Source organism: Glycomyces buryatensis, assembly GCF_004912275.1.
GTDB classification, from domain to species: domain Bacteria; phylum Actinomycetota; class Actinomycetes; order Mycobacteriales; family Micromonosporaceae; genus Glycomyces; species Glycomyces buryatensis.
Genome location: NZ_STGY01000072.1, coordinates 11,525 through 34,082, shown reverse-complemented (window position 1 = coordinate 34,082; position 22,558 = coordinate 11,525). Strand labels below are relative to the sequence as shown.

Genomic DNA, 22,558 nt, shown 5'->3' with positions numbered 1-22,558 from the left:
CGCTAGGGTTTCAGGACCCGGACCCTCCCGCCGCAGTGCCGCCCGCGGGACGTGAACCTGTTCGGGCCGAAGGAGTTTCGTGACCGCACCGCCGCCAGATCCCGATTCCGGAGCCGACGACGCACCGGCCGAGGAGGCGCGGCGCGCTCGCGACCCCCAGCGGACCCGTTCGGAGATCCTCGACGTGGCGACCGGTGAGTTCTCCGCCAACGGATTCGCCGGTGCGCGAGTCGACGAGATCGCCGCGAAGACCCGCACCACCAAGCGCATGATCTACTACTACTTCGGCAGCAAGCAGGGTCTCTACCTGGCGGTGCTGGAGCGGGCCTACGCGACCATCAGGTCCCTGGAGCAGCAGGTCGACGTCGAACACCTCGACCCGGTCGCGGCGATCCGGCAGCTGTCGGAGCTCACCTTCGACCACCACGAATCCCACCCGGACTTCATCCGCCTGGTCGGCATCGAGAACATCCACGAGGCCAAGCACCTCGCCGAGTCCGAAGTGCTCCCCGGACTGTCCCAGCCGGCCGTGTCGGTCATCGGCCGCATCCTGGACCGCGGCCGGGCCGAAGACATCTTCCGCGACGATGTGGACGCGCTCGACGTCCACATGATGATCAGCGCCTTCTGCGTCTTCCGCATCGCGAACCGGTACACCTTCAACACCGTCTTCGGCCGCGACCTGCTCGACTCCCGCCTTCGAGGGCATTACCGGACCATGCTCGGCGACATGGTGGTCGAGTACCTGACCTCCCGCTGATCCCAGGGAGACCCCCGCGTTCCCGGCCCCCGGCTCGGCCGCGGAGCCGCGCCCGGAGGCATCGAGGACCGTCGCTGAGATTTCCCCAGGACCGGGCGCCTCCCCACTTGACAAGGGTCCCTGCCTGAAGCATGATCGACAATTAACTAGGTAGTACATAACTATTTAGTACATTGAACGCTTGCGTGTCAGGCTCGACCACACCTCGCTCCCCATGCAATGGCGCACCGACAGAGGAGAAAACGTGCCCTTCGCACCCCGCAGCAGCGCACCCGCCCCCGGGCCGCCCGCAGCGCCCGAGCATCCCGGCCCGGCGAGAGCCGCCGAACCGCCGCCGTCACGAGGTGCCTGACGTGGACGAAGCACCCCAGCCCCCGGCCCGACGCGAACCCCGCGTCCTCCACTGGCTCTCCACCCTCGAACTGGCCTTGGGATGCCTGGCCCTCGCCACGATTCTCGTCCTGGTGCTTCTCCAAGCGGCCCAACGCTATCTGCCGGTCAGCGGCTGGCCCTGGACCGGCGAGCTCGCCAGGTTCAGCCTCGCCTGGCTCACCTTCGTCATGGTCGGATACCTCGCCGGGCAGGGGCGGCACATCGTGGTCGAGGCCGTCGACGCCCTCAAATGGAAGCCCGTCGTGCGAGCGGTGCGGATCTTCTCCCACCTCGCGGTCGCCGCCATCGCCATCGGCTTCGCCGCCGCCTGCTACGACCTCGTCAGCAACGACACCGGCCAGGTCTCGCCCGCCATGGGCATGCCCATGATCTGGCTCTTCGTCATCCCCCTGATCGGATTCGCCTCCACCGCGATCCGATCCGTCGCCCTGATCTTCCTGCCCGAGACCGGCGACCGACACGACCCGCCGTCCGAACCGAACGACCCCGCCCCCGAGGTGACACGATGACCATGCTGCTCCTGGCCCTGGCCATCGCCGCCCTCCTCATGCTCCGAGTCCCGGTCGCGTTCGCCTTCCTCGGCCCGTGCCTGGGATACCTCGCGATCGAGGGCCAATCGCTCGGACTTCCCATGCGCACCATCGTCAACGGGATCGCCAGCTTCCCGCTCCTGGCGGTGCCGCTGTTCGTCCTCGTCGGCACCACCGCCACCCGCGCCGGCATCGCCGACCGGATCTTCGACTTCGCGCTGGCGATCCTCGGGCGCGTCCGCGGCAGCCTCGGCTACGTCAATGTCGGGTTCAGCCTGGGATTCTCGTGGATCAGCGGCACCGCCGTCGCCGACGCCGCGGCAATGGCGAAGGTCCAGCTCCCCGTCATGGAGGCCAAGGGCTACTCCCGGCGATTCTCGCTCGGCGTCACCGGCGCCTCCTCGCTCATCTCACCGGTCATGCCGCCGAGCATCCCGGCCGTCGTCTACGCCGGCATCGCGACCGTCTCCACCGGAGCGCTCTTCGCGGCCTCCGTGGTTCCGGCGCTGCTGATGGCGTTCGGGCTGTGCATTGTCGTCTACGTCCTGTGCCGCTCCAAACCCGAACTGGAGGGCGAGCCGTTCAACTGGAGTCGGCTCGGCCGGGCCGCGCGACGCGCGATCGGTGCCCTGTTCGCGCCCGTCATCATTCTCGGCGGCATCCTCGGCGGGTTCTTCACGCCGACCGAGGCCGCGGCCGTCGGCGCCGCCTACATGTTCATCCTCGGCTTCTCCTACCGCAGCCTGAAGCTCAAGGACCTTCCGGTCATCTTCCGCGAAACCGCGGTGACCACCGCGGCGATCCTGATCATCATCGCGTCCGCCTCCCTCCTGGGCTGGATCCTGGCCATGGAGCGGGTGCCGCAGCAGATCGCCTCCACGATGCTCTCGCTCACCGACAGTCCGATGGTGTTCCTGGCGCTGTCCGCGCTGCTGATGCTCGTGCTCGGCACCGTGATCGACGCGGTCGCCGCCCTGGTGATCACCGTGCCGATCATGCTGCCGATCGCCATGCAGGTCGGCGTCGACCCGATCGTCCTCGGCGTCGTCATGATCATCTCGCTGATGATCGGCCTGCTCACGCCACCGGTCGGGACCGTGCTCTACGTGCTGAGCTCGGCGACCGGAGCCAAGATCGGCGAGGTCTTCCGCGGCACCCGACCGTTCTTCATCCCCCTCGTCACCGTGGTCGTGGTGGTCATCGTCGTCCCCGGGGCGGTGATGTGGCTGCCGAACCTGCTGGGGCTCTGAGGCACCCCGAACCTGAGAACACCTTCCCGAACGGCGCGAACGTCGCCGAATCCCTCCAGGAAAGTAGGAGTACAACGATGTACCGAACATCTACCGCCCGCCGGCTCGCGGGGGCCGCGGTCCTCGCCGTAACGGCGACCGCGCTCGCCGCCTGCGGGGAGGACGGCGCCTCCGGTGGCACTGTCACCTTGAGTTTCGCCAATTCCTATCCGACATCCCATGCGCACAACCGCTGCGGCACCGAACTCGTCAAGGAGAAGCTCGATGCCGCCGACGTGGGGATCGAGGTCGAGATCTTCTCCGACAGCCAGCTGGGCGATGACGCCGGCCGCTTCACCTCGGTGATGGCCGGGGACATCTCCATGGACATCCAGGGCTCCTCCGCCCTGGCCTCCACATACGAGCCCATCGGCGTCTTCGACATGGCCTACGCCTTCGACGGACCCGATCACCTCTTCGAATGGTTCGACAGCGGCGAAGCCGACCAGTTGAAGGAGGGCTTCGCGACCGAGACCGGGGCCCACATCCTCGACGTCTGGTACTTCGGGATGCGACACTTCTCGGCCAACTCCCCGATCCGCACGCCCGCGGACCTGGAGGGCCTGCGGATGCGATTCCCCGACTCGCCCGTCTACCTGGACAACGCCGAGGCGATGGGCGCCGAGGCCACCGCGGTCGCGTTCGAGGAGGTGTACCTGTCTTTGCAGCAGGGCATCGTGGACGGCCAAGAGAACCCGATCGACACCATCCAGTCGATGAGCTTCAACGAGGTGCAGAGCCACGTCAGCCTCACCGGCCACCAGACGGGCTCCCAGATGATCGTCGTCTCCGACGCGATCTGGCAGACGCTCTCGCCCGAGCAGCAGGAGGCGCTCACCGATGCGGTCCACGAGACCCGCGCCGAGAACCTCCAGTGCATTGAGGACGACACCGACGCGATCCTCGAGGAATGGGCCGCCAACGGGAGCCCCGCCGTCGTCGACGACGTCGACCGTGATGCCTTCCAGACCATGACCGAGCAGTACTTCCTCGAGAACCTCGAAGGCGAAGAGCTCGAACTGTACGAGAGCATCCGCAACTCGGCGCCGTAGCCGAACGGGCCACCGGAGCACGGCGCTTCGGCGGTCCAGTACCGTTCGGTGAGAGAACTTGTATTCGTCATGCGAACATATGGATCGCCCATGAACTGCAGCTACATCCTCGACGCCGTCCGCACCCCGATCGGCCGCCACCGCCGCGCGCTGTCCGCCGTTCGTCCCGACGACCTCGCCGCCGCCGTGGTCGCCGCCGTCCGCGACCGCAATCTCCGGGTGGATCCGTCCGAAATCGACGATGTGGTCTTCGGCAACGCCAACGGCGCGGGGGAGGAGAACCGCGACGTCGCCCGCATGGCGGTGCTGCTGGCGGGCCTGCCGGAGTCGGTGCCGGGCACGACGGTGAACCGGCTGTGCGGGTCCGGCCTGGAGGCGGTCGTGCAGGCCGCGCGCGCCGTCGAGACCGGGGACGCCTCGCTGGTCGTCGCCGGGGGTGTCGAGTCGATGAGCCGCGCGCCGTGGGTGCTGCCCAAGACCGAGCAGCCCCTCCCGCGCGGCGGCCTCGAACTGGCCGACACCGCCCTGGGCTGGCGCCTGGTCAACCCGGCGATGAAGGACGAGTGGACGGTCTCGCTCGGCGAGGGTGCGGAGATCCTGGCCGACGAGTTCGGCATCGGCCGCGAGGCGCAGGACGCCTTCGCACTCCGCAGTCACCAATCGGCCCATGCCGCCTGGGAGGACGGGCGCTTCGACGACGAGGTTCTCAAGCTGCCCGAACTGGGCCGCGACGAGGCCATTCGCCCCGACACGACGTCGGAGGCGCTGCTCGCGCTGCGCCCGGTCTTCCGTCCTGACGGGACCGTCACCGCGGGCAACGCCAGCCCGCTCAGCGACGGGGCCGCGGCGCTCATGATCGGCGACGAGGCGGCCGCTCGGGACCACGGCCGCCCGCTGGCCCGAATCGTGGCGCGCGCCGTCGTCGGCGTCGAACCGCGCCGGTACGGCATCGGCCCGGTCGAAGCGGCCCGGCAGGCCTTGGGGCGCGCGGGGATCGGCTGGGGCGACCTGACCGCGGTCGAGCTGAACGAGGCGTACGCGGCGCAGGCCCTCGCGTGTCTGTCGCAGTGGCCCGAGCTGGACCCCGCGATCGTGAACCGGCAGGGCGGGGCTATCGCCCTCGGCCATCCCCTCGGCTGCTCGGGGGCGCGGCTCGCCGGGACTCTCGCCTGGCAGCTCCACCGCGACGGCGGCTACGGCCTGGCGGCCCTGTGCATCGGCGTCGGCCAGGGCATCGCCATGGTGCTCGAAGGCTGCTGATCAGCGGCCCGTGGTCGACAGGTCGGCCTCGATGCGCGCCGCCGTCCCCAACAGCTGGGGGAGCAGTTTGCGCCGCGCCGAGTCCAATGTCGTCCGGCTGGTGGTGGAGGAGACGTTCAGTGCGGCCATGACCCGGCCCGATGAGTCTCGGATGGGCACCGCGATGGAGCGCAGGCCCTCCTCCAGCTCCTGGTCGACGAACGCCCATCCCTGGGATCGGACCCGGTCGATCTCGATCTTCAGGCGCTGCTTGTCGGTGATGCTGTGGGGCGTGTACGGCTCGAGCGCGAGGTGCTCGAGCCGCTCGTCGAGTTCCTCCGGAGGCAGTCCCGCCAGCAGGATGCGGCCCATCGAGGTGTTGGCCGCCGGGAACCGCGTCCCGATATTGATCGCCACCCGCATGATTCTGGAGGTCGCCACCCGGGACACGTAGACGACGTCGCCGCCATCGAGGACGGCCACCGAGGCGGACTCCTGGACGTCGGCGACCAGGCGCTCCAGATGCGGCTGCGCGATCTCGGGCAGCGTGAGGGCCGACAGGTAGGAGAAGCCGAGTTCCAGCACTCGGGGCGTGAGGGAGAAGTGGCGTCCGTCGGCGCGGACGTATTCGAGGTCGGCCAGCGTCAGTAGGAATCGCCGCGCCGCCGCCCTGGTGAGTCCGGTCTCCTTGGCGACCTCGCTCAAGGTCAGCTCCGGCCGCTCGGCGTTGAAGGCGCGGATGACCGCGAGGCCGCGTGCCAGCGTCTGCACGTGGTCGGAGGCGCGCCCGGCGGGGTCCTTCGACGCTGCCTCGTTCTCTTGCCGGTCCCCCTGCATTCGCACACCTTATCCTTCGGAGGCCTCGTCGAGGACTTTGCGGGCGAGCGCGAAGGCGCGGTTCGAGCGGGGGAGACCGGCGTAGATCGCGGTGTGCAGCAGCACTTCCTTCAGCTCGTCGGTGCTCACGCCGTCGGCGAGCGCGGCCTTGACGTGCATGGTGAACTCCTCCTCATTGCCTTGGGCGCAGAGGATCGCGATGGTCAGTAGCCGACGCGTATGCCGTGGGAGTCCCGGCCTGGACCAGATGCCGCCCCAGGCGTACTCGGTGATGAACTCGCCGAAGTCCCGGTCGAAGTCGGTGCGGTTCGCGTTGGACCGGTCGACGTGCGCGTCGCCCAGGACGGCGCGGCGGGTCCGCTCGCCGATGCCGCTCTCGTCGTCTGCCATCTGCCGCCTTTCAATCGATCGATTGCGTGATGCGGGTTCATTCGCGCCCGCCTTCGAGGTTCCGTTTCATGGCGTCGGGATGGACCTGAAGGTGCTCAAGGGATTCGCGCAGCCACGCGGCACTGGATCCGGTGAGCCGCAGCAGGTCCGAGAGGGTCTCCCATTCGCTGTGCCACAGCCCGGGGGAGCGCTGGAGCTCCTGCGGCATCGCGGCGTAGAGCGTGGCGACCAGCCCCGGGGTGCGGGCCGCGCAGGCGCGCGCGGCGGTGGCGGCCACCGGATTGCGCTTGTGCGGCATGGAGGTCGAGCCGCCGGGCCGGCCTTCGCTGACCTCACCGATCTCATTCTGGCTCAACAGAATGATGTCCACTGCGATCTTGCCGCAAGCCCCGGCCGCCTCGGCGGCGGCCGAGCCGATGCGGACCACTGGCGTTCGCGCCGTGTGCCAAACGGGCTGCGACTCCAGTTCGAGAGTCTCCGAAAGACTCTGCTGAATGTCTATGAAGTGGTTGTCGGGCCCGAGCTCCCAATGGTCGCCGACCGGGCCGCCGTAGGAGCTGGGGAACGTCAGCTCGCCGAGTTGGTTGATCGGCTCCCACAGGCCCATCCGTAGTACGAGGATGCGCTCTCGTGAGGACATGGGCTGAGCGCGCTGGAGCAGCGTCCGGCCCACCACCTGTACGGCCTCGGCGTGCTCAAGGCGCCTCAATGCCTGGTCGCAGCCGTGGAGGTCTTCGAGGATTGCCGCGACGGCACCCTTGGCGACGAGCATCATCGCCGTGTCAAGGATGTCTTGGCTGGTGGCCTCGTAGTGGACGGCGGCGTGGTGCTGCTCGGGAACGAGTTCGCGGAGCCGGTCGACCACGCCTGCGACCGGGTTGCCGATGCGCGCTGCCGACCCCGCGACTTCGCCGAGGTCGAAGTGCTCGGGCTTCGCCGCGTCCACCACTGCCCGCGCCGCTCCGGGACTGACCGCGCCTGCCTCTGCGGCCGCGCTGGACAACGCCGCCTCCACGCGGAGCAGGGCTCGCAGCCATGCCGCATCGGACACCGCCTCCGCGGCCTCGCCGCGCGAGAAGATGGCCCCGAACAGCTCAGACATCGAAGAACACCGTTTCGTTCTCGCCTTGGAGGCGGATGTCGAAGCGCACTCCGTCCTCGGTGGCTTCACCGATCAAGGTGTGCCGCCGCTGCTCTGGAACGGCGTTCAGCACCAGGTCCGTAGCGTTGGCCTCGGTCTCGTCGGCGAAGTACATGCGGGTGTGCAGGTGCAGCAGCAGGCCGCGCGCGTGGACGATGACCGCCAGGTGCGGCGCCTCGCCTTCCGCTACGGGACCGGGTTTGACTGTGGTGAACGCGAAGTGGCCCTCGGGCCGGGTCGAGCAGCGGCCGAAACCGTGGAAGCCCTCGGCATGGAACCGTCCTCGCCCGTCGGGTTGCAGGATCTCGATCAGTGCGTCCGGTACGAGCTGTCCCGCGCCGTCGTAGACCGAACCGGTCACGTGCAGGTCGCCGTCTCTGACGATGATGGAGTCGTCCTCGTAAGGCAGCGCGAACCCATAGAACGGGCCGAGCGTCTGCGATGGGGTGAGCCTCTGGACGCTCATGACTGCATTCCGCTCTCGTCCTCGAACAGGGTCTTTTCGGGGCCGCGCAGGACGATGTCCCACCGGTACCCGGTCGCCCACTGGTCCTCGGTGGCGTCGAGGTCGAACGAGGCGACCATGCGCCGCCTGGCCGCATCATCCTGGACGGATTTCATGACCGGATCGTAGGGGAACAGCGGGTCGCCCGGGAAGTACATCTGGGTGATCAGGCGCGAGACGAACGCGGTGCCGAACAGCGAGAAGTGAATGTGAGCGGGCCGCCAGGCCTTGTCGTGATTGCGCCACGGATACGGGCCGGGCTTGATCGTGGTGAACCGGTAGAAGCCGCGGTCGTCCGTCAGGCACCTGCCGACGCCGGAGAAGTTCGGGTCGAGCGGGGCCGGGTGGGCGTCCTCGGCCTGCGCGTAGCGCCCGGCGGCATTGGCCTGCCAGATTTCCAGCAACTGATCGGAAAGCGGGATGCCGTTGCCGTCGCGGACCTGGCCGGTGACGATGATGCGTTCGCCGATCGGCTCACCGGGGTGCTGGCGGGTCAGATTGTCGTCGAGCGGGCCGATCGGCCCGGCGCCGAGCACCGGCTGCGTCAGCTCGGTTTCGGGGTCGCGCAGGACGACCAGCGGCTCTTTCGGGTGCCGCAGGCGGGTCGACTTGTAGTCGGGAAAGTCGCGGTCCGGGTGGGCTTCGAGTCCGTCGCGTCGGTAAGGGGTCACGTCCGCTCCTCGGTTCCTGCCGCGAGCCGGCGCAGCGCGGTCAGTTCGGCCCGTGTCGGCTCGGCGGTGGTCGCGAGTCGGCCTGAGACCTTGAGGGGCCAGCCCGTTGCCTCGCGCGCACGGTCGACATCGACGCCGGGGTGAAGGCGGGTGAGCATCAGTTCCCTCGATTCGGGGTCGGGTTCGAGTATGCCCAGGTCGGTGATGACAGAGGTCGGCCCCGCCCCGCGCAGGCCGAGCCGTTCGCGCGCGCCCGGGCCGTCGCCGTGTCCGACGGAGGTCACGAAGTCGAGCCGGTCTACGAAGACTCGCTTGGAATGGCGCACGACGATGACCGTCTCGCGGCAGGAGGCCGCGATTTCCGGCGCGCCACCGGCTCCCGGCAGGCGCACCTTAGGGCGTCGGTAGTCGCCGATGACCGTCGTGTTGATGTTCGCGAACCGGTCTACCTGCGCGGCACCGAGGAACCCGATGTCGATGCGGCCCGGCTGGAGCCAATAGTTGAAGATCTCGGCGCTGGAGACGACGGTGTCGGCGGTCTCGGCCAGGACGCCGTCGCCGATGGACAGCGGCGGGTGCGGAGGCTTGGAGCCGATGGTGCCCGACTCGTAGATGAGGACGATGTCGGGGATGGAGGTGGCCCGTGCGAGGTTGGCCGCCAGGGACGGCAGGCCGATGCCGACGAAGCAGGTGCGACGCCCTTCGAGCGCGCGGGCCGCGGCGATGGTCATCATCTCGTCGGTCGCATAAGCGGTTGTCACGGCTGCCCCTTGACATTGGCGTCGATCCATTCGGCGAACGCCACTCGGTCGCGGCTGATCGCATCCCAGGCCTGGTAGAAGTCGTTCTCGCGCTCGGTGTATCCGGCGGCGTAGGACGGGGCGGCCCCGCCGGGGACCTCGCAGACCCAGTCCACCACCCAGTGCGGCAGCAGGATCGAGCCGGGGTGTGGTGGGAGTTCGTCGACGACCTCCTCGACGGTCACGATGGTGCGCTTCGCGGCGAGGGCGGCTTCCTTCTGGGCGCCGATGATGCCCCACAGTTGCACGTTGCCCGCGCGATCGGCGCGCTGGGCGTGGATGACGGTGACATCGGGGTTGAGCGCGGATACGGCGGTGAGCCGCTCCCCGGTGAACGGGCACGTCAGCGGCGCAATCGAATCGGTGACTTCGGCCAGGTCGGTTCCCGAGTAGCCGCGCAGGACCGCGAACGGCAGGCCGGAGGCGCCGGCGACGTAGCGATTGACCATGCCCGCGTGCGAGTGCTCCTCGATCGCAAGGGGGGTAGGCCAGTCGTGTTCGACGGCGTCGCGGAGCCGGTGCAGGGATCCGACTCCGGGGTTGCCTCCCCAGGAGAAGACCAGTTTGGACGCGCATCCGGCGCCGATGAGCTGGTCGTAGATGACGTCCGGCGTCATGCGGATGAGCGTGAGGTCGCGGCGGCCCTGCCGGATGACCTCGTGCGCGGCGGCGTGGGGGATGAGGTGGGTGAACCCCTCCATCGCGAGACTGTCGCCGTCGCCGATTCCGGCCTCGACCGCCTCGGCGAGGGTGGCCGTCACAGCCATCGATCACCTCCGTCAGAAGTTCGACATACGAACGTATCGCTACTATACGAACATTCTGCGAGTCAGGTCAAGTGGAAGCACCGCGGCCTGCGCGGCTTCAGACAAAGGAGGACCCTGTGACACCGGCCCATGACGGAGCCGTGCGAGCGCTGAAGGGCGCGAGGGTGGGGGAAGGTCGGGACATCGTTGTGCCCCTTTGTCTCCAGTATGTACCACACCTGGCGAGTCGCAGTTGGAACCGGGTTGCGGCTATGAGCCGGGACGTGGTGCAGAATGGCCGATCGAGAGCAGAGACCTGCGGAAACAGTGGCGGCTCGACCGCTGCTCGATCGGAGCCTTGACGTGAACCCGATGACCCCCAGCGCCTTCCAACTTCCCGAACGCCTGTCGGCCAAGTCCGACCCGAAACTGATCGCCGACGACGAGCGTCACCTCGCCGCCATCGCGGCGAGCCTGGAGCAGTCGATCGCCGACCTGACCGGACGGCTCGAAGCCGTGCGCAAGATGCCCGGCGGCCAGGGGCAGGCCGCCATGGACCGAGACCAGGAGATTCACCGGCTGTCCGGCCGCCTGCGCGCGCTGCGTCGCTTCGGCCTCGATCTGTGCCTGGGCAGGACCGTCAGTGCCGACGGCTCCGAAACCGTCTACATCGGGCGGCTCGGCCTCACCGACGACGAAGGGCGCCGCCTGCTGCTCGACTGGCGTTCCCCCGCGGCCGAGCCGTTCTTCGGCGCGACCCACGGCGACTCGATGGGCCTGGCGAGCCGCCGCAGGTACCGCTGGACTCGCGGCCGCATCAGCGACTACTGGGAGGAGGTGTTCACCCCCGAAGGGCTCGAAGGGCATGCCGCGCTGGACGACCAGTCCGCGTTCATCGCGAGCCTGGGGAGCAACCGGTCGGAGCGGATGCGGGACGTGCTCGGCACCATCCAGGCCGACCAGGACGCGATCATCCGGGCGGGCTCGAGGGGCACGCTCGTAGTCGACGGCGGGCCCGGCACGGGCAAGACCGTCGTCGCGCTGCACCGCGCCGCCTACCTGCTCTACTCCGACCCGCGGGTGGGCCACCACCGCGGCGGCGTGCTGTTCATCGGCCCCCACCAGCCGTATTTGAACTACGTCGCCGACGTCCTCCCGAGCCTCGGAGAGGAAGGTGTGCAGACCTGTACGCTGCGAGAACTCATAGCCGAGGGCGCCGAAGCGGCGATCGAACCCGACCCGGTCGTGGTCCGCCTGAAGTCGGCGGCGGGCATGGTGCAGGCGATAGAACCGGCCGTGCGGCTCTACGAGCGGCCGCCGACCGAGGGGATGGACGTCGAGACCCACTGGTCCGAGGTGTCCCTCGACCCCGGGGACTGGGCCGCGGCGTTCGAGGCCGTGGAGCTCGGCACGCCCCATAACGAGGCGCGGGCCCAGATCTGGGACGAGCTGGTCGCGATCCTCATCGACAAGCACGGCGACGAGGACGTCTCGGAGGACCTGCTGCGCCGCTCGCTCGCTCAGAACCGCGAGCTGGTCAAGGCGCTCTACCGGGCATGGCCGATGATCGAGGCGGCGGACCTCGTCGGCGATCTGTGGACGGTGCCCGCCTACCTGCGCATGTGCGCCCCTTGGCTCGACGAGGACGAGGTGGCGAGGCTGCAACGCGATGAGCCGCAGGCCTGGACCGTGTCGGACCTGCCGCTCCTGGACGCCGCCCGCCAGCGCCTGGGCGACCCGGAGGCCTCCCGCAACGCCCGCCGACGCGAGGCCGCGATCGCGTCCGAGCGCGAGGTCATCGACAAGGTCGTGGAGGACATCCTCGAAGCGGGGGACGGCAACGTGGAGGGGATGATCCTGCTCAAGGGCGCGGACCTCCAGGACGCCTTGGTTCACTACGAGGACCTGGAGACTGCCGAGCCGGACCTGCTCGCCGGCCCGTTCGCGCACGTCGTGGTGGACGAGGCCCAGGAGCTGACCGATGCCCAGTGGCAGATGCTGGTGCGTCGCTGCCCGTCCCGGAGTTTCACCATTGTCGGGGACCGCGCGCAGGCCCGGCACGGGTTCACCGAGTCGTGGCGTGAGCGGCTGGCGCGGGTCGGCCTCGAACGGAACGAGCTCGCCTCCCTGAATATCAACTACCGCACGCCCGAAGAGGTGATGGCGGAGGCCGAGCAGGTCATCAAGGCCGCGCTTCCGGACGCGAACGTGCCGACCTCGGTGCGCCGCAGCGGTGTGCCCGTCGAGCACGGGTCCACTTCGGATCTGGACTCGATCCTCGATGCGTGGCTCGCCGAGCACTCGGAGGGGACCGCGTGCGTCATCGGCGCCCCCGCCTTCGAGGAAACGCCCAGGGTCCGGTCGCTGTCTCCGGAGCTGTCGAAGGGGCTCGAGTTCGACCTGGTGGTGCTCATCGATCCGGAGTCCTTCGGCGGGGGAATCACCGGCGCGGTCGACCGCTACGTGGCGATGACGAGGGCGACCCAGCGACTCGTCGTCCTCACCTCCGAGCGAAGCGATCAGCCCGCGCTGGAGATGTAGCCCTCGAGCTGCTCCTTCTCGAACTCGAGTTGGCCGATGCGGCCCTTCACGACGTCGCCGATGCTCACAATGCCCGTGAGAACGCCGCTGGCGGTGACGACCGGGACGTGCCGGACGCGCTGATCGGTCATCAACACCATCAGGTCCTCGATCGAGTCGTCAAGGACGCAGGTGTGCACGTCTGTGGTCATGATCCGCGAAACGGGGGCATCGAGCAGGTCGGGATCCGAGTGCAACCCCCGGGCCACGTCCCGTTCGGAGACGATTCCGGCGACTGCGAAGCCGTCCACGCTCACGACCAGCGCACCCAGGTTGTGCTCGGCCAGCTTCGTCACGAGGAGGCGCACCGGGTCCTCCGGCCGGATGGAAACCACACCAGACCCTTTGGAACGCAGAATGTCATGTATTCGCACAGCGACCATCTCCCTACACAGCGGGAAATACTCAGAATAACCCAAATAGGCCCGGCACAACAGTGGCAAACATCAATGCCCTACCAGCCGTCCACCTCGCCTGGACGGGCCCCGCCCGCCGGCCGAGGTCGGGCCGGCGGCCCGCTCGGACTCGGGGCGCTCAGTCGCCGAGTTCCACGTCCTGCGAGAGGGTGGCCGCGTCGCCCACGGCGTCGCCGAGTTCGACATCGTGGCGGCCGCGCCAGCGCAGCAGTCCCACGATCAAGTCCTTCCAGACCAGTTCGTCGGCCGTCATCTCACCCGCCTTCCGATCGAGTTCGCCGACCTCGTCGAGTCCGACCCGCTCCAATGGTCCGCCCATGATCGAATGCAGCGGCGACAGCCGCCGCCGCCACAGGTGGATCCGCCCTTTGATGGTGCCGCACGCGAGCGTTGTGCCGTCCGGGCTCATCGCCAGGCATTGGACGCGGCCGAGCCGGTCGTCCAGTACGTAGGCGGCCTTGCCGGTCGGCAGCTCCCATATCCGGACCGAACCGTCCCACCCCGCGCTCGCCAGCCACTGTCCGTCCGGCGTCATGGCGACCGCGTTGACCGCGGCGCGATGATCCTCGAGGCACGCAGTCGACCGTCCTGTGGGCAAGTGCCACAGGCGCACCGTCTTGTCGAGCGACGCGGTTGCCACGAGCTCGCCGTCAGGTGCGACCGCGAGGCTCATCACGGGTTTGCGGTGGCCGCGCAGCTCCCCGTCCACCGCCCCGTCCGGCAGTCGGTGCACGCGCACCAGGCCGGTGCCGCCGCTGAAGAGTCGAGTGCCGTCGGTGCTCAAGGCGAGGTCGAACGACCACAAGTCGCCTTTGAAGACCACTCCCGGTCGGCCGGAGGGCAGTTCCCACGTGCGGATCTCACCCGCGCTACCGCTGCTGAACAGCGTCCTCCCGTCCAATGCGGCGGCGAAGGCGAGGACCTTGCGGCGGTGGCCGACGAGCGGGTCGAGCGGCCGCTCCTCCTGGACGCTCCAACGGGCGATCCGCCCTCCGCGGTCACCGGCGACGAACTGCTCCCCGTCCGGGGTGAACATCATGCCTTTGACCCCCTTCGCCCATCCGGTGAGCGTGCGGCGGGTGGTCCCGGTCGGCAGGTGCCAGAACCGCACCGGTTCGGTGGCACCGGTGCTCGCCAGCATTGAGCCGTCCGGGCTCACCGCCAGCCTGCGCACCTCCAGGCCACCGTCGAGCACCTGAGCGTCCGCGTCGCTGAACGGGCCGTCCTGTGGCGGCCTGGCCTGCCGCGCGGCGGCCGCGAGCTTCGCGAGGTGGGCGAACTCCCTGCGTCCGTCCCGATCGGACGGATGCCAGTCGTGGCTCGCCAGTTCGCACAGGATGTCCGCCCCGACGGTCACGGGTGCGCGGGTCGCCAGGTCGACCAGCTCGCCCCACCGCCTCGCGCGTACCAGTGACGCGATCGCGGCCTCCCATTCCGCGGCGGAGAGCCGGTCCAGGTCCGGGCGCCGCTCCCCGGCGACGGTCCTGACCCATTGCAGGCGTCCGGAGGTGCGCGCGACCTGCGCCAGTGCCTGCCGCAGGGCCGGGGTGCCCGCGCGGTGGGCGGCGCGCATCAGCGAGCCGTCGAAGTCGAGGTCCTCGTACCGGTCGAACTCGCCGGCCAGGTACAGCACGACGGCATGCGAGAGGGGATCGGCGGGCGCCCGTTCGGCGATGAGCGCCGCCAGTGCTTCATCCCCAGTGGACACCACTATTCCCGCCATCGCGTCGATTCCCGCCTGATCTTCGCGGATCCTTTCCAGCGCTTGGCGAACCTGGCCCTGGGTCCAGTCGTCTGAAGTGGAGGCGAACACCTGGGCCAGAACGGCGAACGCCTCGGGGTCGCCCGACCGCTCCAGCCGAAAGATGGCGTTCGAGCGAAGCCCGTGGTAGACCGGCTCCCAGGTGAGGTCGCTGCGCAACCGCGCCCGCAATTTGGGCTTCATTGCCCGGCTCCAATGCGACGCAGCACCAGGCGCACGGTGCCGTCCTCCTCGACGGTTTCATCGGCGATGTGGAAGCCCTGTTCGGCGAGCGTCGCGGACGTGGCGTTATAGGCGTGGCGGGCGCTGACGCGGCCGAGCCATGCGTCGTCGTGCACGCGGCGGTCGTACTCGCTGATCACTGCGAGGTAGTGCCCGTCCTCCTCGCGGCGGAATCCGATGTCGTTGGAGGCGCGGCCGATGTGCCGGCGCCGCACGATGACGTTCGCCCGGTCGGAGCGCTGGTCGCCGAGGTAGCCGTACAGCGGCTGGGCATGATCGTGGACCTCCACGTCGCCGTAGCCGACATCGCCCAGCGCCGATCGCAGCGCCTCCGGGTCGGTGATCTGGGTGGTCATGGTCGTGAAGTGGGACAACGGATCCTCCTGAGTCGCGGTTTCGGTCGGGGCAGGCGCGGGCGTCGCCCCGCTCATGGGTCGAGGGGTTCGAGTGGGACGACGAACTGGCGTTCGGCTTCGACGGTCTCGCTGAACGAGGCCGACTGCGCGCGCCCTTCCCGCAACCAGGACCGCAGTGCGCCGATCGTCTCGCGCTGCGACACCGACAGCGGCACCTGCCGCGACAGCGCGGTCAGGATGTCGTTGGTGTCGAACTCGCGGTTCTCGTTGAACCCCACGTACATCGCGTCGACGATCGCCTGCTCGATCTCGGCTCCCACGTAGCCTTCGGCCTCGGCGGCGAGTCGGTCGACGTTGAAGTCCTCCCGCAGGCGGTTGCGCTTGCGCAGGTGCACCGAGAGGATCTCGGCCCGCTCCTCCATGGTCGGCAGGTCGAGGAAGAAGATCTCGTCGAACCGTCCTTTGCGGAGCACCTCGGGCGGGAGGCTCGCCACGTCGTTGGCGGTGCCCACGACGAAGCACGGCGCGGTCTTCTCCTGCATCCAGGTGAGGATGGTGCCGAACACGCGGGTGCTGGTGCCGGAGTCGCTGCCGCCGTGGGCGAGCGCCTTCTCCATCTCGTCGATCCACACCACGCACGGCGCGACGGTCTCGGCCAGGCGCAGGGCGCGGCGGGTGCGCTCCTCGGCCTCGCCCACCAGCGAGCCGAACAGCGCGCCGACGTCGAGCCGCAGCAGCGGCAGCCGCCACAGCCCGCCGATCATCTTGGCGGTCAGGCTCTTCCCGGTTCCGGGGATGCCGATCAGCGCGATCCCCTTGGGCGCCGGGAGGCCGTAGTCGCGGGCCTCCTGGGTAAAGGCGCGCTCGCGCAGCCGCAGCCACTGCTTGAGCATGTCGAGCCCGCCCACGTCGTCGGGCGTCTCGTGCACCGGGTAGAACTCGAGCGCCTCGCTCGCGCGGATCACGTGCTTCTTGTCCTGCACCACGGTGTCGATGTGCCGGTCATCGAGCGCATTGTCGCGCACGATGGCCTTGGCGTAGGCGCGCCTCGCCTGCGCGGCGGTCATGCCGAGCGCCGCCTGGGAGAGCTTCTCGCGGCCCGCCTGGGTGAGACCGACCCTGACGCCGGGGGTCTGGGTGAGCCCATCGAGGACCTCATCGAGCTCGGCGCTGGTGGGCAGCGGCAGATCCACGATCACCGCCTCGTCCAGCAGCTCGTCGGGCACCTTCCGGTTCGGCGAGAGGACGATCACCGACTTGCGGGTGAACTTGAGCCGCTGCACGGCACTGCGGAGTTTGCGCTTCACCTGGGGATTGGTCCAGCAGTCGTGGAAGTCCTTGAGCACGAACGTGGCGTCGCCGTCGATCTTCTCGAGCCGCTCGATCACCGCCAACGGGTCCCGCGCGGTGGGCAGGGTCCCGGTGTGGCCGTGCAGGTTCTCGAACCCGTCGGCGAGATCCCAGGCGATGCAGGGGCGCCGCCGGCGTTCGCACACCGCCGTCACCGCCCGCAGGGCCCGTTCCTCCTCGACCGTGACGACCACGATCAGCGTGTAGCGGGCACGCAGGTTCACGTCGAGTTCGTTCTCGAAATCCATGGGGGAGCTCCTGTCTGTCATTCGCCGAGTTCGATATCGGTGTCGCCGTGGGGCTTCGAGGTCGCTTTGGCGTCGACACTGATGTCGTGGCGGTGGCGGCGTTCCACGAGCCGGGCGATCAGTTCGATCCAGGGCCGTTCCGCCTCACCGGGTTCGGGGAGGGCGCGCAGCGACTGGGCGTCGGCCAGGGTCAGACGGGCGATCGGTGTGTTCGCGGCTTCGTAGATTCTCGGCATCCAGAGCCAGACCGAACCGCCCCGACCCCAGCCTGCGAACATGCCCCCGGCCGGACTCATCGTCGAGCGGACGATCTCGGCGCCACTGTGCAGGACTCCGGCGGCATCTCCCGAGGGCAGGTGCCATAGGCGGACGTCGCCCCTGTGATCGGTGCTCACCAGCAGTCTCCCGTCTGAGGTCACCGCCAGGTCCGCCGTCACTTGGAGCCCTGTGCCCTCGGAGTCGCCGGTGAATTCGATAGTGGCTGCCAGCTCGCCGGACGGTATTCGCCACAGCCGTGCCACCACGCCACTGCTCGAGGCGGCAAGCAGCGAACCATCAGGGGTGAAGACCATCGTGTCTCCAAGACGAAGTGTTTCATGGGGATCCAGGGAACCGATGAGGTCGCCGCTCGGCGTGCTCCAGAGCCGGATCGGTCCGCCGGTGGCCAGAATGTTGCCTGCCGGACTGAACGCCAACCGGTAAGCGGACTCGCGGATATCGGCTACCCGCTTGCCCGATAGCAGGTGCCAAACGCGGACTCCCGTACCCGTATCAAATCCCACGAGGCCCGCGGCCAGGGTGCCGTCGGGGCTCATCGTCAGCGCTCCTCGATAGTCGTCGGTGAGTCGGCGTTTCGATGTCGCTGAAGGAAGCTGTCGCACCGCGAGGGAGTTGCCGCCGTCGCCGGTCATCAGGTGCCGCCCGTCAGGGCTGACCGCGAGCGGAGACCCGAAGCCGCCGTCCGGAAATTCCACCGGTGTGAGGTCCGGCAGTCGCCAGTAGTCCACTTTAGTACCGCTTGAGGCTGCGATCAATAGTTCACCGTCCGGAGTGAACGCGAGCCGATCTGGGGCAGGGCTGGTCTGGTACAGGCCCTTGCTCCTCATGTGGACACTCCCGGCTGGTGATCCCGACGGCAGCTCCCACAGGTCGATCTGGCCGGTGGTGTCGCTAGCGGCAAGCGTGCTGCCATCGGCGGACATCGCGAGCGCGCATACTTTGCGCTCTCGCCGTGCCTCGCGCAGCATTCTCGAGACCGGATACCGGGTGCATTCCTCGGCGAGGTCGACAAGATCGGCCTTGTCGGTCTCGACCTCCGGGCGCAGGTCGGAGGCGGTCAGCCGTTGCAGCAGCGCCGCCGCGCGAATCGGCGTCGCCTCGGAGGCCATGCTCCACAATTCATCCCAGCGACCGGCTTCGACCAGGATGCCGCCAACCGAGTCCCATTCCTCGTCGGAGAGTTCCGTGGACCGACCGTCGGTGACCATTCGCAGCCAGTCGAGGCGACCGTGCTTGCGGGCCTTGGCCGCGAGTCGGGCCAGCAGCGCCGGTTCGGCGACGCGGCGCGTGGCGCGCAGCAGGGCGCCGTCGAAGTCGAGCTCCTCGTACCGCTCGAACTCGCCGGCCAGGAACAGCAGCAGCGCGTATCTGGCGGGATTCGCGGGTCGGTACCCTGCGGCGATGGCGGTGCTGAGCGCCGTCTCGTTGCCGTCATTGATGCCCGCCGAGCACACCACCTCGCGGGCGACCTGGTTGTACAGCGACTTCAAGGCCTCCAATGCGAGATCCCGAAGCTCCTCGGCGAGCGCTTGGTCGGCGGCGGCGCTCAGGAGGGCGGCCGCGGCTGCTTCGTCGCCGTAGACGAGTGCTTCCGGTTGTCTGACGTGCAGGGCGGTACGGACCCGGACCTTGGCCGGTCGGTCGGCGATCCAGCCGTTTCGGGCGATCAAGTCGCCCAGGTACGGCTCGGGCCAGAAGAACCAGTGGGAGCAGACATCATCGATGGCCCACTGGCTGCGGCATTCGGCGAAGACGCGGCGGGTCGCCGCGGTGATCGCATCGTCCCGCGCGTGCCTCGCCGCCCCCGCGAGGGCAATGAAGGCGCGACCGTATTGCCCGGCTGCGAGGCGCTTCACCGCTCGGAGGCGTTTCCGCATGGGTTTCGTGGGATCGGCGACGACTGCCGCCAGCTCTGCGATCGTCCTCTCCTTCATGGCGTTCGCCGCCCGCCGAAGCTCCGCCCGTCCGGTGCGGCGGAACCGAATATGGCGGGGCCGAGCACGGCGGGGTCGATGCCCGTGACCGTGATCCGGCCGTCGCGGATGATGACCTCGCTCCTCGGGACCGCCTCCAAATCCTCCCGCGTGTACCGGTCGCTGAGGAGGTGGACGGTCTTGTTCCCAGAACCACGCAGGCCCGCACCCAGGTGGCGGTCCCGCTCATAGCGGCCCGCCAGCAGTACGTCCACGCACTCGCGCAGCGCGGCCGCCTCCGGCATGCGTTCGAACTCCTCCCAGCGGTAGCCGGTGAACACGACCGACGACAGCGCCGTCTCGGTCCGGATCCGTCGCAGTAGTGCCAGCACCGGGCCGCGCTGCTGCAAGGGCTCGCCGCCGCTCACGGTCACACCCTCGACATCGCCAAGCGCCGCAATGCGATCGAAGAGTCCGTCCACCGCCGTCCCCTCCGCAGCCCGGCCGTGGGTCTCGGGATTGAAGCAGCCGGGGCACGCGAAGGTGCAGCCCTGCACCCACACCACGGCCCGCACGCCCGGGCCGTTCGCGGCGCTGCGGGGCTCGAACGCATGCAGCCGCAGCCGGTCTCCCGCGATCCCGGCCATCCTCGAAGGCCGCCCGCTCACGGCCCCGAGCCCCGTCGCAGCCGCTCCTCCGAACGGGCCTCGAGCACCGCCTGCGCCTCGGCGGTCAGCTCCCGCTCCACGATCTCGCCCCCCAGGGCGGCCTCCAACCCGGCGGTCAGGTCGACGCATTCGGCGCCCGTCACCCCGCGGACCTCGATCCTGGTCGTCCCGTCCGGGGCGATCGTCACTTCGACTTCGTGCAGTTCCATGGGTGCTCCCTAGGTCAGCTTCACGACCGGGAAGTCGCGATGCGTCGTGCGTCCATTGCGGAGATCGACCGCCGTCAGCAGCAGCCGCTTATTGCCGTCGATGCCGAACTCGACCCGGAACCGGGCCTCACCGGCCTTCGCCGGAGGATCGGCCTTCAGGAACGTCGGACTGCCCTCGTTGACGCAGAAGCGGCTCCGGTCCTCGCCGTCCTGGGCGGACACTTCGCTGAGCCGCCACGCGCCCGAGGGATCGAGCACCAGCTCGGTCCCGCCGCCCTCGCCCGACCGCCGGAAGCGACCGAGCTCGTAGATCTGGATGCCCAGCTCGCGCTGGCCGTCGAGCGTCGCCCGCACCGTCATGGTGTGCACCGGTTCCGGGCTCGGGTAGCTCGTGCCCGCCGCCACGCAGGTGCGGTACTCGTACCTGCCGGTGCTGCGGTCGAACCAGCGGATCGCGTAGTCGTGCTGGATGTGGTCGTAGAAGCCCATCCCGGCCGCGTACGCCGCCGCGCCGCGCGCCACCGCGTCCATCGGCCGGTCGCTCAGCACCCGGTCGCGCCCGAAGATCCGCTCGATCGTCCGCCGCACCGCCGGAATCTGGCTGCTGCCGCCCACCATCAGGACGGCGGCCAGGTCGTCCTCGTCGTAGCCGCGATCCGACGCGGCCTTGAGCGCCCGCCGCGCCACCCTGTCGATGCGCGAGAACAGGTCCCGGCGGTCCATGAGGTCCTCGAACGAGATGGTGCGCCCGTCGGTCTCGGGGCCGCCGCGGATCAGCTCGGCGCCGATCACCCTGCCGGTGTGCGGGTTCATCACGCTGATCTCGACGGCACCGCCGATTGGATCGGACAGGGCCTCCTTCGCGCGTTCGCATTCGGCCAGGAGCGCGCGGCTGACCTGGCGCACTTCCTCATCGCTGTCGCGGCAGGCATTGCGCGCCAGGACCTCCTCGAAGATCCACTGGTCGATCGTCGCGCCGCCGATATCGTCGCCGGCCTTGCCGAGGACGCGGCAGGCCCGCCCCGACCCGCCCCGGTCGTCCTCGTCCTGCACCAGGACCACGGCGCACTGGACGGTCCCGCCGCCGAAGTCGAACATCAGGTAGGCGTTGCCCGGCCGAAGGTGCACCCCGTATCCGAGCGCCGCGGCGGAGGGCTCGTCGATCAGCCGGAAACGGGTGACGCCCGCGACCCTGGCGACCTCGGCCAGCCAGTCCTCGAAGTGCTCGAACGATTCGACCGGGGCGGTGAACACGATCTCCTCGTCCTCCGCGCCCGCCTCGATGAGCGCGAACGCGATCACGGTCGACAGGAAGTCGCGGCCGGCGTCGAAGTGCGAGCGCTCGGACCCGTTCGCCCGTACCTTCATCGGGCTGCGATTGGCGATGTAGCGCTTCATCCACCGGAACGTGCCCTGCGCGCGGAGCAGATTCCCCGAGAGCACCTGGTCGCCGAGCATCTGCCGACCGTCCGAGGTGTAGTGGATCAGCGAGGGCACCACCGAGGTTCGCTGGTCGCCCTGCCCGAGCGGCCGCCCGTAGTCGGGGACCCACAGCGCCGAGGCGCTGCCCGACTCCTCGTCCCGGGTGGCGATGACCGTGTTGCTGGTGCCGAAGTCGATGCCGAGGCGCCCTGCCATCAGGACTCCTCGGGGACGTGGGGTTCGATGCCCGCCTTGCGGAGCACCCGGCCCTGGAACGAAAGCCCGACGACGCGGACGACCACCGGCCGCCCCGGCTCCGGGGTCTGCGACGTGCTGAGCGGGTCATGGCGGTCGGGGTCGAACGGCTCGGGCGCGCCGATGGTGCCGACCTGGTCGATGCCCGCGCCGCGGAGCACCCGCATCAGCCGCCTGCCGACCTCGACTACGTCGTCCACTTTGACCTCTGCGGTGCCGGAGTCGTGCAGATGCGCCTGCATGAGGAACTGCGTCAACGGCACCGCCATCGCACCCACGATCCGCTCCGTCGACTCCCGGGACTGCCGCTTGATCTCGTCGCCGACCCTGTCGCGGACGGCCGCCGCTTCGGAGCGCATCCGGGCGATCCTGAGATCGCGGTCCTCGAGTTCGAGACGTGCCCGCTGCAACTCGCTCTCCAGCAGCAGCACCCGCTCGTCGTCGGCGTCGCGCGGACGGCTCGGCCTTCGGAACCAATCTCGAATTTCCACCGGAACCCGCCGATCGTAGGTCGGAGTCATGTTG

The 22,558-nt window shown here is 69.1% G+C and carries 22 protein-coding genes; 6 read left to right on the top strand and 16 right to left on the bottom strand.

Features of this window, described 5'->3' with window-relative positions; genetic code table 11:
• The first annotated feature begins 79 nt into the window (after positions 1–79).
• The 5 genes from FAB82_RS21530 (at position 80) to FAB82_RS21510 (ending at position 5,284) form a co-directional block, all read left to right on the top strand.
• The gene (locus FAB82_RS21530; RefSeq protein ID WP_136536621.1) at positions 80–760 is read left to right on the top strand and encodes a TetR/AcrR family transcriptional regulator; all 681 of its coding nucleotides are present in this window, start codon (positions 80–82) and stop codon (positions 758–760) included.
• Positions 761–1,113: 353 nt separating this feature from the next.
• Complete coding sequence (locus FAB82_RS21525) at positions 1,114–1,662, top strand: TRAP transporter small permease (RefSeq protein WP_168801706.1); 549 nt, start codon at positions 1,114–1,116, stop codon at positions 1,660–1,662.
• Entirely contained in the window at positions 1,659–2,933 is a 1,275-nt protein-coding gene (locus FAB82_RS21520; protein ID WP_136536619.1) for a TRAP transporter large permease, read from the top strand. Before FAB82_RS21525 ends, FAB82_RS21520 begins: the two co-directional genes overlap by 4 nt.
• A 77-nt stretch (positions 2,934–3,010) precedes the next feature.
• Positions 3,011–4,024, top strand: a complete 1,014-nt coding sequence (locus tag FAB82_RS21515) for a DctP family TRAP transporter solute-binding subunit (RefSeq protein WP_136536618.1) — start codon at positions 3,011–3,013, stop codon at positions 4,022–4,024.
• 90 nt (positions 4,025–4,114) lie between these two features.
• Positions 4,115–5,284, top strand: coding sequence for a thiolase family protein (locus FAB82_RS21510; protein WP_136536617.1), 1,170 nt, complete (start codon positions 4,115–4,117; stop codon positions 5,282–5,284).
• Here FAB82_RS21510 and FAB82_RS21505 read toward each other — a convergent pair whose 3' ends face one another.
• The 7 genes from FAB82_RS21505 to FAB82_RS21475 are packed head-to-tail and all read right to left on the bottom strand — an operon-like array spanning position 5,285 to position 10,374.
• Positions 5,285–6,100 carry an IclR family transcriptional regulator domain-containing protein gene (locus FAB82_RS21505; protein WP_136536742.1) on the bottom strand — a complete coding sequence of 272 codons (816 nt, stop codon included), beginning with the start codon at positions 6,098–6,100 and terminating at the stop codon, positions 5,285–5,287. It lies immediately after the preceding gene.
• Between the two features lie 9 nt (positions 6,101–6,109).
• Complete coding sequence (pcaC, locus tag FAB82_RS21500; protein ID WP_136536616.1) at positions 6,110–6,490, bottom strand: 4-carboxymuconolactone decarboxylase; 381 nt, start codon at positions 6,488–6,490, stop codon at positions 6,110–6,112.
• Between the two features lie 37 nt (positions 6,491–6,527).
• On the bottom strand, positions 6,528–7,592 hold the full coding sequence (locus tag FAB82_RS21495) for a lyase family protein (protein WP_136536615.1): 1,065 nt from the start codon (positions 7,590–7,592) through the stop codon (positions 6,528–6,530).
• Positions 7,585–8,097, bottom strand: a complete 513-nt coding sequence (pcaG, locus tag FAB82_RS21490; RefSeq protein ID WP_136536614.1) for a protocatechuate 3,4-dioxygenase subunit alpha — start codon at positions 8,095–8,097, stop codon at positions 7,585–7,587. The genes FAB82_RS21495 and pcaG overlap by 8 nt, the downstream gene beginning before the upstream one ends.
• A complete protein-coding gene (gene pcaH, locus FAB82_RS21485; RefSeq protein WP_136536613.1) occupies positions 8,094–8,807 on the bottom strand; it encodes a protocatechuate 3,4-dioxygenase subunit beta in 714 nt (237 codons plus the stop codon). The genes pcaG and pcaH overlap by 4 nt, the downstream gene beginning before the upstream one ends.
• A complete protein-coding gene (locus FAB82_RS21480) occupies positions 8,804–9,568 on the bottom strand; it encodes a CoA-transferase subunit beta (protein ID WP_136536612.1) in 765 nt (254 codons plus the stop codon). The genes pcaH and FAB82_RS21480 overlap by 4 nt, the downstream gene beginning before the upstream one ends.
• On the bottom strand, positions 9,565–10,374 hold the full coding sequence (locus tag FAB82_RS21475) for a CoA transferase subunit A (RefSeq protein ID WP_136536611.1): 810 nt from the start codon (positions 10,372–10,374) through the stop codon (positions 9,565–9,567). The genes FAB82_RS21480 and FAB82_RS21475 overlap by 4 nt, the downstream gene beginning before the upstream one ends.
• A gap of 342 nt (positions 10,375–10,716) precedes the next feature.
• Here FAB82_RS21475 and helR point away from each other — a divergent pair, with 342 nt between their 5' ends.
• Entirely contained in the window at positions 10,717–12,894 is a 2,178-nt protein-coding gene (gene helR / locus FAB82_RS21470) for an RNA polymerase recycling motor ATPase HelR (protein WP_136536610.1), read from the top strand.
• On the opposite strand, the gene FAB82_RS21465 is transcribed toward helR, so the two are convergent.
• From FAB82_RS21465 to grpE, 9 genes are all read right to left on the bottom strand, one after another.
• Positions 12,873–13,307 carry a CBS domain-containing protein gene (locus FAB82_RS21465; protein ID WP_136536609.1) on the bottom strand — a complete coding sequence of 145 codons (435 nt, stop codon included), beginning with the start codon at positions 13,305–13,307 and terminating at the stop codon, positions 12,873–12,875. The two genes, helR and FAB82_RS21465, sit on opposite strands and share 22 nt — an antisense overlap.
• 160 nt (positions 13,308–13,467) lie before the next feature.
• A complete protein-coding gene (locus FAB82_RS21460) occupies positions 13,468–15,294 on the bottom strand; it encodes a WD40 repeat domain-containing protein (protein WP_136536608.1) in 1,827 nt (608 codons plus the stop codon).
• Complete coding sequence (locus FAB82_RS21455; protein WP_136536607.1) at positions 15,291–15,707, bottom strand: DUF1257 domain-containing protein; 417 nt, start codon at positions 15,705–15,707, stop codon at positions 15,291–15,293. The genes FAB82_RS21460 and FAB82_RS21455 overlap by 4 nt, the downstream gene beginning before the upstream one ends.
• 53 nt (positions 15,708–15,760) lie before the next feature.
• A complete protein-coding gene (locus FAB82_RS21450) occupies positions 15,761–17,287 on the bottom strand; it encodes an AAA family ATPase (RefSeq protein ID WP_136536606.1) in 1,527 nt (508 codons plus the stop codon).
• Between the two features lie 17 nt (positions 17,288–17,304).
• Complete coding sequence (locus FAB82_RS21445) at positions 17,305–19,500, bottom strand: WD40 repeat domain-containing protein (RefSeq protein ID WP_136536605.1); 2,196 nt, start codon at positions 19,498–19,500, stop codon at positions 17,305–17,307.
• Positions 19,497–20,126: a 4Fe-4S single cluster domain-containing protein gene (locus FAB82_RS21440; protein ID WP_168801705.1), complete on the bottom strand. Its 630-nt coding sequence runs from the start codon at positions 20,124–20,126 to the stop codon at positions 19,497–19,499. Before FAB82_RS21440 ends, FAB82_RS21445 begins: the two co-directional genes overlap by 4 nt.
• Positions 20,127–20,143: 17 nt before the next feature.
• Entirely contained in the window at positions 20,144–20,356 is a 213-nt protein-coding gene (locus FAB82_RS21435) for a DUF2997 domain-containing protein (RefSeq protein ID WP_136536603.1), read from the bottom strand.
• Between the two features lie 9 nt (positions 20,357–20,365).
• Positions 20,366–21,994: an Hsp70 family protein gene (locus FAB82_RS21430; RefSeq protein WP_136536602.1), complete on the bottom strand. Its 1,629-nt coding sequence runs from the start codon at positions 21,992–21,994 to the stop codon at positions 20,366–20,368.
• On the bottom strand, positions 21,994–22,524 hold the full coding sequence (gene grpE, locus FAB82_RS27235; protein WP_168801704.1) for a nucleotide exchange factor GrpE: 531 nt from the start codon (positions 22,522–22,524) through the stop codon (positions 21,994–21,996). The genes FAB82_RS21430 and grpE overlap by 1 nt, the downstream gene beginning before the upstream one ends.
• Positions 22,525–22,558: the final 34 nt, after the last annotated feature.